Source organism: Arthrobacter sp. Y3221159 (assembly GCF_059089885.1).
Genome location: NZ_JBNHFC010000017.1, coordinates 22,942 through 36,421, shown reverse-complemented (window position 1 = coordinate 36,421; position 13,480 = coordinate 22,942). Strand labels below are relative to the sequence as shown.

Annotated in this window: 11 protein-coding genes; 8 read left to right on the top strand and 3 right to left on the bottom strand. The window is 67.9% G+C overall.

The genetic code is table 11. The features are described from left to right. Positions 1-43: 43 nt before the first annotated feature. A complete protein-coding gene (locus AC5RT3_RS16400) occupies positions 44-1,621 on the bottom strand; it encodes a DUF349 domain-containing protein (RefSeq protein ID WP_494053155.1) in 1,578 nt (525 codons plus the stop codon). Positions 1,622-1,684: 63 nt separating this feature from the next. Further along, positions 1,685-2,491: a peptidylprolyl isomerase gene (locus AC5RT3_RS16395; protein ID WP_494053156.1), complete on the bottom strand. Its 807-nt coding sequence runs from the start codon at positions 2,489-2,491 to the stop codon at positions 1,685-1,687. Positions 2,492-2,715: 224 nt separating this feature from the next. Here AC5RT3_RS16395 and hisS point away from each other — a divergent pair, with 224 nt between their 5' ends. The 3 genes from hisS to AC5RT3_RS16380 all read left to right on the top strand — a co-directional run bounded on the left by hisS (position 2,716) and on the right by AC5RT3_RS16380 (position 6,935). Continuing rightward, positions 2,716-4,080 carry a histidine--tRNA ligase gene (gene hisS / locus AC5RT3_RS16390; RefSeq protein WP_494124669.1) on the top strand — a complete coding sequence of 455 codons (1,365 nt, stop codon included), beginning with the start codon at positions 2,716-2,718 and terminating at the stop codon, positions 4,078-4,080. Between the two features lie 135 nt (positions 4,081-4,215). Next, a complete protein-coding gene (gene aspS, locus AC5RT3_RS16385) occupies positions 4,216-6,018 on the top strand; it encodes an aspartate--tRNA ligase (RefSeq protein ID WP_494053158.1) in 1,803 nt (600 codons plus the stop codon). Positions 6,019-6,164: 146 nt separating this feature from the next. Next, positions 6,165-6,935, top strand: coding sequence for a GNAT family N-acetyltransferase (locus AC5RT3_RS16380; RefSeq protein WP_494124700.1), 771 nt, complete (start codon positions 6,165-6,167; stop codon positions 6,933-6,935). Positions 6,936-6,946: 11 nt separating this feature from the next. On the opposite strand, the gene AC5RT3_RS16375 is transcribed toward AC5RT3_RS16380, so the two are convergent. Beyond that, entirely contained in the window at positions 6,947-7,621 is a 675-nt protein-coding gene (locus AC5RT3_RS16375; protein ID WP_494053159.1) for an acVLRF1 family peptidyl-tRNA hydrolase, read from the bottom strand. Between the two features lie 64 nt (positions 7,622-7,685). Here AC5RT3_RS16375 and AC5RT3_RS16370 point away from each other — a divergent pair, with 64 nt between their 5' ends. The 5 genes from AC5RT3_RS16370 (at position 7,686) to alaS (ending at position 13,476) form a co-directional block, all read left to right on the top strand. Further along, positions 7,686-9,116 (top strand): replication-associated recombination protein A, encoded by a 1,431-nt coding sequence (locus AC5RT3_RS16370; protein WP_494053160.1) that lies wholly within the window; start codon positions 7,686-7,688, stop codon positions 9,114-9,116. A 170-nt stretch (positions 9,117-9,286) separates the two neighbouring features. Continuing rightward, complete coding sequence (rpsD, locus tag AC5RT3_RS16365) at positions 9,287-9,913, top strand: 30S ribosomal protein S4 (protein WP_043454433.1); 627 nt, start codon at positions 9,287-9,289, stop codon at positions 9,911-9,913. Positions 9,914-10,056: 143 nt separating this feature from the next. Then, on the top strand, positions 10,057-10,431 hold the full coding sequence (locus AC5RT3_RS16360) for a DUF948 domain-containing protein (RefSeq protein WP_079596215.1): 375 nt from the start codon (positions 10,057-10,059) through the stop codon (positions 10,429-10,431). Between the two features lie 17 nt (positions 10,432-10,448). Continuing rightward, on the top strand, positions 10,449-10,676 hold the full coding sequence (locus AC5RT3_RS16355; protein WP_235046815.1) for a DUF6167 family protein: 228 nt from the start codon (positions 10,449-10,451) through the stop codon (positions 10,674-10,676). 121 nt (positions 10,677-10,797) lie between these two features. Next, a complete protein-coding gene (alaS, locus tag AC5RT3_RS16350; protein WP_494124668.1) occupies positions 10,798-13,476 on the top strand; it encodes an alanine--tRNA ligase in 2,679 nt (892 codons plus the stop codon). Positions 13,477-13,480 lie beyond the last annotated feature (4 nt).

The window sequence follows — 13,480 nt, the reverse complement described above, 5'->3', positions numbered from 1 at the left end:
TGGATAACCGGAACCGGGCCTGCCCGTTACGGGTAGCGCGGGGTCAGGAAAGCTCGCTGGCCGAACGCTGGATCTGGTCGAGCCAGGCTTGGCGTGCCTCGAGGGCTTCGCGGGCCGCCTTGATCTTGCGCTCGTCGCCGCTCTTTTCGGCTGCGGCCAGGTCCTCCTGCAGGCCGGCGATGGCAGACTCAAGCTGGGACAGCGCGCTGTTGGTGCGTGCCTTCCGCTCGGGGTTGGACCGCTGCCACTGCTCTTCCTCGGCCTGGCGGACAGCGTCCTCCACCTTACGGAGCCCGGCTTCGATCCGGCCCATGTCCGCGCGCGGAACCTTGCCCGCTTCCTCCCAGCGGTCGCGGATGGACTGCAGGGCCTTCTTGGCGGCACCGAGGTCCTTCACCGGAAGGATGCCGTTGGCTTCCTCCAGGAGGGCTTCCTTGACTGTGAGGTTGGAGGCGTACTCCTGGTCGATCTCGTCGTTGGCGGCCTGCCGGTTGGTGAAGAAGACATCCTGGGCAGCGCGGAACCGCGCCCACAGGGCGTCATCGTCCTTGCGGCTTGCCCGCGGGGAGGCCTTCCACTGGTCCATGAGGCGGCGGTATTCACCGGCGGCGAAGCCCCAGTCGGTGGACGTTGACAGCGCCTCGGCTTCGGCAATCAGCTTTTCCTTCGCGGCCTTGGCTGCGGAGTTGTTGCTGTCCAGCTGGGAGAAGTAGGCCCGGCGGTGGCGGTCGAAGACGGTGCGGGCTGCGCGGAACCTCTTCCACAGGGCGTCCTCATTGCTGCGGCCCAGGCGGACACCGCTCTTCTGTGCCGCCTTCCAGCTCTCGAACAGTTCGTTCATCCGTGCACTGGACGTCTTCCACTGCGTCTGGGCCGGGTCCTGGCCGGAAATCTGTTCCGCTTCGGCCACTATGGCCTCACGGGCCGCAAGTTCGGACGCTCGGACGGCCTCGTGCTCGGCCTTCTCCGCCTTTTCGAGCTCGGCGATCTGGGTGGAGAGGGTGTCCAGGCGCGCCTCGGCCGCACGGAGGTCGCCCACCATGTTCCGCTCGGCGAGCTGCTCCCGCAGGTGCGTCACGGTCTTCTGCATGTCGGTGCTGGGGGCCTTCGAGCTGACGCGCTGTTCAAGCAGGACAATCTGGGCCACGACGTCGTCGTACTTCCGCGCGAAATAAGCCAGCGCCTCGTCATCGCTGACGCCCGGGTACTGGCCCACGGGGTGCTCGGCGCCGTCGATGGTGAGGAAGACATGGCCGTCGCCTTCCACCCGGCCCCACTTCGAAGCTTCAGCCAGGGACGTGGCGGGCGGAGCCGGGACCGCCGCAGCGGCGGGGGCGGCTGCCGCCGGCTTGGGGCGGGAGGCGAAAGCCGCGGGGGACGGTGCAGACGGGCGGGGTCCGGGGGCGGGTGCAGCTGCGGCCGCCGGAGCGGAGGGTGCTTCCGCGGCGGGAGCGGCGCCGGCTGCGTGGTCCTCAGCCACTGCAGGCTCCCGGCCGGATTCCTGGCCGTTCATTGCTGCGGCTGCTTCCGTTGCAGGCGTGATGGCTGCGCCGTCCGTGGCGGCCTCCGCCGTCCCGGTCAGTTCTGCTGCTGTTTCGTCGGATTTCTGACTGTCTGTCACCGCTAAAAGTCTTTCGCTTGGAGGGAATACTTCCGTACTGCACCGCGGCCGCGGGCCGGGCTCCTACTTCAGAGAAAACGAGTCTATCGTGACTGGTTGCACAGGTGCGCCGTCCGTGTCGCTGGTGACCGGCGTAATCCCGGCGGCGGCAATGTTGGACACCACGTCCAGTCCGGACGTCACTTTGCCCACCACCGTGTAGCCGCCGGCGCTGTCCGCGGGGATGGTGGTGTCCTTGTAGACAATGAAGAACTGGGTCCCGTTACCGTAGGCGTTGTTGCCTGTCCGGGCCACCGCGATGGTCCCCGCCGGGTAGGTATTGTCCGCGGGGGTGTTTTCCAGGGGACCCCAAGTGTAGTTGGGATCGCCCTTGCCGTCGCCGGTGGGGGAGCCGCACTGCATGACGCCGAAAGCGTCTCCGGTGGTCAGGCGGTGGCAGGTTTTTCCGCTGTAGTAGCCCTCATCGCTGAGGGACTTGAAGACGGCCGCCGCCTGGGGTGCGTTGGTGCCGTCAAGCTCCACGCCCAGGGGGCTTCCGTTAAGCACCAGCTCGCCGGTGAACGTCTTTCCGGCGGCGGTATCTGCGGCCGGAATGTTGGGGCCGTTGGTGGCCTGGGCGGATGGAGTGGCGGAGGCTGACGGGCTGGTGAGGCCGGCTTCGGCGGCAGCAAATTCATCCTCCGTGGGGTTGCCGGCAAAGGCCGTGAGTTGGAGTACGACGGCGAGGACCACGGCGGCGGCTCCGGCACCGGCGGCCACGAGGTTGTCGCGCTTGCGCCGCTTCTCCTGGTCCCGCCTCAGCTCGCGCTTGGCTTCCATCTGCTGGATGCGCCGTTTGGCTTCGCGGGCGCTGCGTGAACTGGCCGCCAAGGGTCCTCCTTTTAGTCGGGCTGCTGCGCTCCGGGCAACAGGGCCGAAAGCGCAGGTTTTTTGGCGGCCGGGCCCTGCCGCCCGCGCGCATTAGAGATGCACACCGATGACGCATAAACTGACTGCCGCACATAGTTTATGCATGACTGGCTGGACTGCCGCCGAACAGCGCCCGCATCGCGTGGCCTGCGGCCAGCATCCGGCGCATTAAGAGGAGAACTTCCATGGCACGCACCGCCTCCCTGTCCGGATTCCCCGAGTGGCTTCCCGAGGAGCGGCTGGTGGAACTTCATGTCCTGGACACGCTGCGGCGGGTTTTCGAGCTCCACGGCTTCGCCTCGATTGAGACCCGTGCCGTGGAAACCGTGGGGCAGCTGCTGCGCAAGGGCGAGATTGACAAGGAAGTGTACGGCCTCAGCCGCCTCCAGGAGGACGACAGCGACAACCCCGTCAAGGGTGGCAAAGCGGATCCGCACGCCCTGGCCCTGCACTTCGACCTCACTGTTCCGTTCGCCCGCTACGTGGTGGAAAACGCCGGCTACCTGGCCTTCCCGTTCCGGCGCTACCAGATCCAAAAGGTATGGCGCGGCGAGCGTCCGCAGGAGGGACGTGCCCGTGAATTCACGCAGGCTGATATCGACGTGGTGGGCGACGGCGAACTGCCATTCCGCTACGACGTCGAGATCGCCCTGGTGATCGCTGAAGCATTGAGCGCGCTCCCCATCCCCGACTTCCGGCTGCGGATCAACAACCGGAAGCTGGCTGAAGGCTTCTACCGCGGCATCGGCCTGGACGACACCGCCGGTGTCCTCCGCAGCATCGACAAGCTCGAGAAAATCGGGCCTGAGAAGGTGGCCGAGCTGCTCAAGTCCGAGCTGGGCGCCACCGATGAACAGGCACGGAAGGCACTGCAGCTGGCCGCAATCAGGACGGAGGACACCTCCTTCGTGGCCCAGGTGCGTGCCCTCGGCGTATCCAATGAGCTGCTGGATGAAGGGCTGGATGAGCTGGAGCAGGTCATCGACGCCGCAGTCCAGCGCGCCCCGGGCAAAGTGCTGGCAGACCTGAGCATCGCCCGCGGCCTGGACTACTACACCGGCACCGTGGTGGAGACCGTCCTGGTGGGCCACGAGCAGCTGGGTTCCATTTGCTCCGGCGGCCGGTACGACGCCCTCGCCTCCAAGGGCAACCGGAAGTTCCCCGGCGTCGGCCTGTCCATCGGCGTGACCCGGCTGGTGTCCCGCATCCTCAGCCAGGACCTGGCCAGGGCTTCACGCTCGGTTCCCACCGCCGTCCTTGTAGCCCTCACCTCCGACGACAGCTGGGGTGCCGCACAGGATGTTGCGGCCCAGCTGCGCAGCCGCGGCATTCCCACGGAGGTGGCGGCCAAGGCCGAGAAGTTCGGCAAGCAGATCAAGTTCGCCGACCGGCGCGGCATCCCCTTTGTTTGGTTCACGGACGACGACGGCACCCACCAGGTGAAGGACATCCGCACCGGCGAGCAGGTTGTGGCAGCCCCCGAAACCTGGATGCCGCCGTCGGAGGACCTTTCGGTGCAGGTGGCCAGCGCGGAGCCCGCTGCCGTTTAGCCGGATTGCCCGCAGCAGGGGCCGCCATGGGGCGGCGGCGCCTGTCCACCGGGTAAACTCGGACAGGACTGTTCCTGCAACGGTCCTTTTATATCTCCCACAGTTTTCCCCCTGATCTCTCTAGAAAGGCGTGCTGTGCTGCGCACACATGACCTCGGATCCCTTCGTTCCGAGCACATTGGACAAACCGTAACCCTGGCCGGCTGGGTGGGCCGCCGCCGTGATCACGGTGGCGTGGCATTCGTGGACCTGCGCGACGCCTCCGGCGTGGCCCAGGTGGTAGTCCGCGAGGAAGAGGTCTTCCACGGGCTGCGCAATGAGTACGTCCTGCAGGTCACCGGCACTGTTTCCAAGCGCCCCGAGGGCAACGAAAACCCGGCCCTGGCCACCGGCGACATTGAGGTCATGGCGGACAAGGTGGTCATCCTGAACACCTCGGACCCCCTGCCGTTCCAGATCGACGAGCACGTGGAAGTGGGCGAGGAAGCGCGCCTCAAGCACCGCTACCTGGACCTCCGCCGCCCCGGCCCCAGCCGCAACCTGCGGCTGCGCTCCGAAGCCAACCGGGTGGCCCGCGAACTGCTCCACCGGGACGGCTTCGTGGAGATTGAGACCCCTACCCTGACGCGTTCGACGCCGGAAGGCGCCCGCGACTTCCTGGTTCCGGCCCGCCTGGCGCCCGGTTCCTGGTATGCGCTGCCGCAGTCCCCGCAGCTGTTCAAGCAGCTGCTGCAGGTGGGCGGCTTCGAGAAGTACTACCAGATTGCCCGCTGCTACCGGGACGAGGACTTCCGCGCCGACCGCCAGCCGGAGTTCACCCAGCTGGACATCGAGGCGAGCTTCGTTGACCAGGACGACATCATCACCCTCGGCGAAAACATCGTCCAGGCCGTATGGCGCCTCATCGACGTCGAAATCCCCACGCCCATCCAGCGGATCACCTACGCGGACGCCATGGCCCGGTACGGCTCGGACAAGCCGGACCTGCGGTTCGGCCAGGAACTGACCGAGCTCACCGAGTTCTTCAAGGACACCAACTTCGGCGTGTTCAAGGCACCGTACGTCGGCGCCGTCGTCATGCCGGGCGGCGCCTCGCAGGCCCGCCGCGCCCTGGACGCCTGGCAGGAATGGGCCAAGCAGCGCGGCGCCAAGGGCCTGGCCTACGTCCTGTACAAGGAGGACGGCGAACTGGCAGGTCCGGTGGCCAAGAACCTGACGGACACCGAGCGCGCCGGCCTAGCCGACGCCGTCGGCGCCAAGCCGGGCGACTGCATCTTCTTCGCCGCCGGCGAGAAGACCCCGTCCCGCGCGCTCCTCGGCGCGGCACGGGTGGAGATCGGCCACCGCACCGGCCTGATCAACCCCACCGACTGGGCCTTCTGCTGGGTTGTCGACGCCCCCATGTTCGAACCGGCAGCCGCCGCGGTTGCTTCCGGCGACGTGGCAGTCGGCGCCGGACAGTGGACCGCCGTGCACCACGCCTTCACCTCGCCCAAGCCCGAGTTCCTTGACACCTTCGACAAAGACCCGGAGTCCGCGCTGTCCTACGCGTACGACATCGTGTGCAACGGCAACGAGATCGGCGGCGGTTCCATCCGTATCCACCAGCGTGACGTGCAGGAACGCGTCTTCGAACTGATGGGCCTGGACAAGGAGGACGCGCAGACCAAGTTCGGCTTCCTGCTCGAGGGCTTCAAGTACGGCGCCCCTCCGCACGGCGGCATTGCCTTCGGCTGGGACCGCGTTGTCTCCCTCCTGGCGGGCGTGGATTCGATCCGCGACGTCATCGCGTTCCCGAAGTCCGGCGGCGGCCACGATCCGCTGACCGACGCACCGGCCCCGATCACGCCGCAGCAGCGCAAGGAAGCCGGCGTGGACTTCAAGCCCGAGGCGGTTAAGCCGGTTGAGGCCAAGAAGGCCGAAGCAATCGCGAAGTAAGCAGGAACAAGCTGCATGACAGGAGGCTTCCCGGCCGTGCCGGGGAGCCTCCTGCCGTTGATGAAGGAGGTCCGGTGGCCACTGGCGGGACCGGCATAAAACCAGCGCCGGCAGTAGGTGATGCTGCCTGGGACGTTGAGGCAGCAATGGACGCCGCCTGGCCTGCCCCGGAACGGCACCAGGCCGGCGGCTGGGTGTTCCGTGCCGCCGGCGGGGTCACCCAGCGGGCAAACTCAATCTGGCCGCGGAATCCTGGCGGTACTGAAGCGCCGCCGGTGCTGTTGCGGGACGCGCGCGCCTGGTACCGCTCACGGCGGCTGCCGGTGATCTTCCAGGTGCCCGCCGGCGCCCGGACGGCCACGCTAAACGAGCTCCTCGACTCCGAAGGGTTCACCCGGCAGTCCGAGACGCTGGTCATGACCCGCGGTCCCCTGCCCGATGCCGCCACGGCGGATGCTTCGGTGGAGATCCGCAACGAGCCGTCGGCCGACTGGCTGAAGGTGTGGTGGGCGGTGGACGGACGGGGCGGCGCGGATGCCCTCGCGACCGCCAGGGACATCCTCAAGGGCTGCCCTTCCCTGTACGCGCTGGTGAGGGACGACGCCGGCCGGCCGGCCGCCGTCGGACGCCTCGCCATTCCCGGCGGGGACGCAGCGCAGCGGGGCCGGGACACAGCGCAGCGGGGCGGCATCTACTGCATGGCCACGCTGCCGGACGCACGCCGGCGCGGCTATGGCACCAGCGTCCTGCGCGCGCTGCTCAACGCCGGTTCCGCACAGGGGCTGGATGGCTACTGGCTGCTGGTGACCGCCGCAAACCGGTCCGCCCAGGAGCTTTACGCCCGGGCCGGTTTCCGGGAGGCCGGCCGCTACCTGTACCGGCAGGAACGGCCGCGGCGCGCACCGACGGGCTGCTGAGCAGGGATCCGCTAGGAGGACGGGGTGTCGGCTACCTGCACCCGGACAGAGCAGGCGTCCGCGGCAGCTTTCTTCAGTACAGCCAGCCGCGGTTCGGGGACGTCGAGGTAGGGCAGCCGGGGCAGGCGCGCATAGTCCTTCAAAGCCGGATGCCCGAGGACCAGGTCAGCCAGGGCCCGGTCACCGCCGGGGACCACGTACTCGAAGGCTTCCCGGCTGAACACCTCCGCCGCCTGATGCGCCACCGCTTCCACCAGCGCATCCGCCTGGTTGGCCCGGCGCCGGGCAAACCTCTGCTGGGACTGGCCCCCGGCGGCCGTCTTGCCCTGGACGTACCGCGTTCCCGCCTTGGCGGCCAGCAGTTCCCCTTCCGCGGCGACGCCGATGCCGTAGCCGCCGCGCCTGACCAGGAGCAGGCCAAGCCGCCGCGGCTGGGCCGCGAGGCTGGCCAGCCGTTCGAGGGCGTCGGTGCCCCGGCCGGGCCGCCCGTCCGCCGGCCAGGGTGCCTGCAGCAGCGCGGAGGCGCCGTCGCCGGCGACCAGCCGCAGCCCGTCGTCGTCATCCGAGAGGCCGTACCCGCCGTGCGAGGCAGCAAACCGCTCGGCCCAGCCGGCAAGGCGGCTGCCCGGCACGAATGCCGTCCGGACAGACTGTGGCCGGACGCCGGGGGATTTCGGTTGGGTCATGGCGGCATCCTTCGGAAGCTGGCTGGCGGCGGGAAAGCCGGACGAGTCCAAGTAGCCTATCTATGTGGAAGATCTCTTCGGGCACGGGCCGGGCAATGACGACGACGGCGACGACGGTGCGCCAGCCGCCCGCCGGAGTGCCGGGGGAGCGGGCAGTGCCTCCCCGCGCGGTCCGCTCGCGGTCCGGATGCGTCCGCGCACCCTCGATGAGGTGGTTGGCCAGCAGCACCTCCTGGGCCAGGGCTCACCCCTCCGCCAGCTCGCTGCCGGAGCCGGAGCGGACACGTCCGGCCCCGCCGGACCCAGTTCATTAATACTTTGGGGGCCGCCGGGCACGGGAAAAACCACCCTGGCGCACGTCATCGCCCGCGGTCCGGGCCGGAAGTTCGTTGAGCTGTCAGCCATCACCGCCGGAGTCAAGGACGTCCGCCGGGTGATGGACGAGGCCCTCACCGCCCGCGACCTCTACAAGACCACCACTGTCCTGTTCCTGGACGAGATCCACCGCTTCAACAAGGCCCAGCAGGACGCGCTGCTTCCCGGCGTCGAAAACCGCTGGGTGGTCCTGGTGGCCGCCACCACGGAAAACCCGTCGTTCTCGGTAGTGTCCCCGCTGCTGTCACGCTCCCTGCTGCTGACCCTCAAACCGCTCACTGACGCGGACATCGAAGGGCTCCTGGTCCGGGCGGTGCAGGATGCGCGCGGCCTCGACGGCAAGGCCGAACTCGATGACGAGTCGCTGGCCCACCTGGTCCGGCTTTCCGGCGGCGACGCCCGGCGCGCACTGACCGCCCTGGAAGCGGCTGCAGGCGTGGCTTTCGGGGACGCCGATGACGCCGCAGGTGCCGATGCCGGCCCGGTGAGGGTGGAACTCAAGCACACCGAGCGGGCCCTGGACGTGGCAGCCGTCCGCTACGACCGTGCCGGGGACCAGCACTACGACGTCGCCAGCGCCTTCATCAAATCCATCAGGGGGTCCGACGTCGACGCCGCGCTGCACTACCTGGCCCGGATGCTCGAGGCGGGGGAGGACCCGCGCTTCGTGGCCCGCCGGATCGTGATCTCCGCTGCCGAGGACGTGGGCATGGCCGATCCCACCGCGCTGCAGACAGCCGTCGCCGCGGCGCAGGCGGTCCAGCTCATCGGCATGCCCGAAGGCAGGATCATCCTGGCGGAGGCGGTGGTGCACCTGGCCACGGCGCCGAAGTCCAACGCCGCCTACATGGGCATCAACCAGGCCATCGCCGACGTCCGTGCCGGCATGGGCAACGGCATCCCGGCGCACCTGCGCGACTCGCACTACCCCGGTTCCAAGCAGCTGGGCCACGGCCTGGGCTACAAATACGCCCATGATGCCCCGCATGCGGTAGCAACCCAGCAGTACCCGCCGGACGACCTGGTGGGGAAGGACTACTACCGGCCTACGGGCAACGGCGCCGAGCGGGACATCGCGGTGCGGCTGGAGCGCCTGCGGAGGATTGTCCGGGGGAAGTAGCCCCATGGTAGGATGGATGTTTGTCTGGCAAGGCACGGACGCACAATCCCCTTGAATTTCCTTCGAGCTGGTTATGCCCTGTGCCCAGTAGCAAAAGGCAGCGGTTGGCCGATGCTCTCCATCGTGGAGGCCAGTAACACTGACACACCGCAGATATTGGAAGGACACAAGTGGCTAACAACACTCGTGCTCGCCGTCAGGCCCGCCTCTCGCGGTCCCTCGGCATCGCTCTGACCCCCAAGGCCGCCAAGTACATGGAGCGCCGCCCGTACGGCCCCGGTGAGCATGGCCGTGCCCGCAAGAAGCAGGACTCCGACTACGCCGTACGTCTGCGCGAAAAGCAGCGCCTGCGCGCCCAGTACGGCATCCGCGAAGCACAGATGACCCGTGCCTTCGAAGAAGCCCGCCGCACCAAGGGCCTGACCGGTGAGAACCTCATCGAACTGCTCGAAATGCGCCTTGACGCCCTGGTCCTGCGTGCCGGCTTCGCCCGCACCATCGCCCAGGCCCGCCAGCTGGTTGTGCACCGCCACATCATGGTTGACGGCATCCGCGTGGACCGTCCGTCGTTCCGCGTCGGCGAGGGCCAGCTGGTCCACGTCCACAGCCGCAGCGAAACCATGGTTCCGCTCCAGGTTGCAGCAGCCGGCGCCCACCGCGACGTCCTGCCTGCCGTCCCCGCTTACCTGGACGTCAAGCTCGAGGCACTGCAGGCCCGCCTGGTCCGCCGCCCCAAGCGCTCCGAAATCCCGGTGACCTGCGAAGAGCAGCTCGTCGTCGAATTCTACGCACGCTAATCCCAGCAGCGTATCCAAAGAAGCCCGTGGCAAGCGCCGCGGGCTTCTTTGTATGTAAGGTACTTGGGGGACATCTGCAAGAACGCGCTTCCTGGGCGCGCGCAGGATGGACCAAACCACAGAATTCGAGGAGATGAACGTCTATGTCTGGTGGCGATATCGCCGGCCTGATCGCTGCCGGGGTATTTGCGCTCCTGGTGCTGCTGCTCGCCGTGCCCATCCTGAAGCTGGGGAAGGTGTTTGACGAGGTGCGGACGGCCATCAGGTCCATCAGCGACGGCGCCACGCCCCTGATGGACGAGGTCACCGCCACGGTTTCCACCACCAACCAGCAGCTCAAGAAGGTTGACGGGATTTCCTCCAACGTCTCCGACGCGTCCGCGAACCTCTCCGCGCTGTCCTCCCTGGTTGCCGCCACGGTAGGGTCACCGCTCATCAAGGTGGCGGCGTTCAGCTACGGCGTGCGCACCGCGCTGGCCAACCGCAAGAAGCCCGCAGCCGGCCGCCGCAGCCGCTAAGTCCCGAAAGAACCAAAATGAAACGACTTGTCTGGATGGGAATCGGCGTGGCGATCGGAATCATCGCCTTCCGCAAAGTAAGCGAGGCGCAGTCCAGCCTGGGGCCGGAAGGCCTCAACCGGGCGGTGGGCCGGCTCGCTGACGGCGTGTACGAATTCGCCGACGCCGTCCGGGACGGCATGCGCGAACGGGAAACGGACCTTCGCGCCGCCCTGGGCGTCGAGGCGGAAGCCGCCCGCCACTGACCGGCAGGCCCCCAGCCTTTGCCGGCCGGAACAACACCGGCAGGATCCGTCCCCGGACTCCTGCCAACTGAACGAACTATCCGCGCGGGTGCGCGGACCAAGAAGGGTAAGTAAACAGCTCATGAAGTCGCAGGAGATCACAAAGCGCTGGGTGGACTTTTTTGTCAGCAAGGGCCACACGGCGGTTCCCTCCGCGTCGCTGGTCTCCAGCGACCCCTCGCTGCTGTTCACGGTTGCCGGCATGGTGCCGTTCATTCCCTACCTCACTGCCCGGGAAGAAGCCCCCTATTCCCGCGCCACCAGCGTGCAGAAGTGCATCCGCACCGGCGATATCGAGGAAGTGGGCAAGACCGCCCGGCACGGCACGTTCTTCCAGATGTGCGGCAACTTCTCCTTCGGCGACTACTTCAAGGAAGACGCCATCAAGTACGCCTGGGAACTGCTCACCAGCAGCGTTGCCGACGGCGGATACGGCCTCGAGGCCGAGCGTCTCTGGGTCACGGTCTACGAGGAGGACGACGAAGCGAAGGACCTGTGGCTGAAGAACACGGGTGTCCCCGCCGAGCGCATCCAGAAGATGGGCAAGTCGGACAACTACTGGCACACCGGCCAGCCGGGCCCCGCAGGCCCCTGCTCGGAGATCTACTACGACCGCGGCCCCGCCTACGGGGTGGAGGGCGGTCCCGAAGCGGACGACAACCGCTACGTCGAGATCTGGAACCTCGTGTTCATGCAGTACCAGATCGATAACGTCCGCTCGAAGGTGGATTTCGACATCGTTGCCGACCTGCCGAAGAAGAACATTGACACCGGCCTGGGCATGGAACGCCTGGCGATGATCCTGCAGGGCGTCGAGAACATGTACGAGACCGACCAGGTCCGTCCCGTCATCGACAAGGCTGCCGGGCTGTCCGGCAAGGAATACACCTCCGCCGAGTCCGACGACGATCCGCACCACACGGACGACGTCCGCATGCGCGTGGTGGCCGACCACATCCGGTCAGCCCTCATGCTGATCGCCGACGGCGTGGTCCCGTCCAACGAGGGACGCGGCTATGTCCTGCGCCGTCTCATCCGCCGCGCCGTGCGTGCCATGCGGCTCCTCGGCGTTGAGCAGGCCTGCCTGCCTGACCTCCTGCCCGCGTCCCGCGACGCGATGAAGGGCGTCTACCCGGTGGTGGAGACCGACTTCGACCGGATCAGCCGGATCGCTTACGCCGAAGAGAAGGCCTTCCTGCGCACCATCGCCTCCGGCACCGCTCGGCTTGAGGAAGCCGTGGTGGCTTCCAAGGCCGCCGGCAAGCCGCTGTCCGGCGAGGACGCCTTCACCCTGCACGACACCTATGGCTTCCCGATCGACCTGACGCTGGAAATGGCCGAGGAAGCCGGGCTGAAGGTTGACGAGGCCGAATTCCGCAGCCTCATGCAGGAACAGCGCAAGCGCGCCCAGGCGGACGCCAAGGCCAAGAAGGGCGGGCACGCGGACATCTCCGCGTTCCAGGAACTGCTGGGCGAAGGCGAAACGGTGTTCACCGGCTACACCGAGCTCGACGGCGAGTCCCGGGTCCGCGGCATCATCCATGGCGGGCAACGGGTGGCCCACGCAGCCACCGGCGACGAGATCGAGCTCGTGCTCAGCGAGACGCCCTTCTACGCCGAAGCCGGCGGCCAGGCCGCCGATACCGGCCTGATCACCGGTGACGGTTTCGTCGTCGAGGTCCTCGATGTCCAGCGCCCCGTCAAGGGACTGAGCGTGCACAAGGCGATCGTCCGCGAGGGCGAGATTCCGGCTGACGCGCTGGTGCGCGCCGCCGTCGACCGTGAACGCCGCCATGCAGCAGAGCAGGCGCACACGGCAACGCACATCGTGCACGCCGCCCTGCACCAGATCCTGGGGCCCGAAGCCACCCAGCGCGGATCCTTCAACAAGGCCGGCTACCTGCGCTTCGACTTCGCCTGGGGCGAAGGCCTGAGCCCCGCCACCCGGTCCGAAGTCGAGGAAGTTTCCAACCTCGCCATCCGCAACAACTATGCGGTGGAAACCAAGGTGATGGCGCTGGCAGAAGCCAAGGCCATGGGTGCCATGGCGCTCTTCGGCGAGAACTACGGCAGTGAAGTCCGCGTGGTGGAGATCGACGGCGCCTGGTCCCGCGAACTCTGCGGCGGCACCCACGTTGCCAACACCTCGCTGATTGGCAGCCTCTCCCTGCTCGGCGAACAGTCCGTGGGTTCGGGAAACCGCCGCGTGGAGGCTTTCGTGGGCATGGACGCGTTCCGGCACCTCGCCGCAGAGCGGGCGCTGGTGACGGAACTCACCGAAATGCTGAAGGTGCCCTCCGGGCAGCTGGCTGACCGGATCGCCGCCACCCTCGCCAAGCTCAAGGCGACCGAGAAGGAACTGGAGCGCCTGCGCAAGGAGCAGCTGGCGGCAGCCGCAGCCCAGCTGGTCGGCAGCGCCCGGGACGCCGCCGGTGTCAGCGTGATCGCCCACGATGCCGGCACGGTCAGCGGCGCGGACGACCTGCGCGGCCTGGCCCTGGACCTGCGGAACCGCCTGGGCTCCGCAGCGGCCACCGTGGCCGTGGCGGGCGTGGCCAACGACCGCCCCGTCATCCTGGTGGCCACCAATGAAGCAGCGCGCGACGCCGGCGTGAAAGCAGGTGCCCTGGTGCGCCTCGCTGCCGGGATCCTTGGCGGTGGCGGCGGCGGCAAGGACGACGTCGCCCAGGGCGGCGGAACGGACGCCGGCAAGGTGGGTGCCGCCCTGGCAGCCGTCGTCGACGCCGTCGAACGGCGCTAACCCT

Excerpts from the sequence above, each read along its gene's own strand:
- AC5RT3_RS16380 (WP_494124700.1), top strand. The coding sequence starts at position 6,165 with ATGGACGCCGCCTGGCCTGCCCCGGAACGGCACCAGGCCGGCGGCTGG.
- AC5RT3_RS16355 (WP_235046815.1), top strand. The coding sequence starts at position 10,449 with ATGAAACGACTTGTCTGGATGGGAATCGGCGTGGCGATCGGAATCATC.
- alaS (WP_494124668.1), top strand. The coding sequence starts at position 10,798 with ATGAAGTCGCAGGAGATCACAAAGCGCTGGGTGGACTTTTTTGTCAGC.
- AC5RT3_RS16375 (WP_494053159.1), bottom strand. The coding sequence starts at position 7,621 with ATGACCCAACCGAAATCCCCCGGCGTCCGGCCACAGTCTGTCCGGACG.
- hisS (WP_494124669.1), top strand. The coding sequence starts at position 2,716 with ATGGCACGCACCGCCTCCCTGTCCGGATTCCCCGAGTGGCTTCCCGAG.
- AC5RT3_RS16360 (WP_079596215.1), top strand. The coding sequence starts at position 10,057 with ATGTCTGGTGGCGATATCGCCGGCCTGATCGCTGCCGGGGTATTTGCG.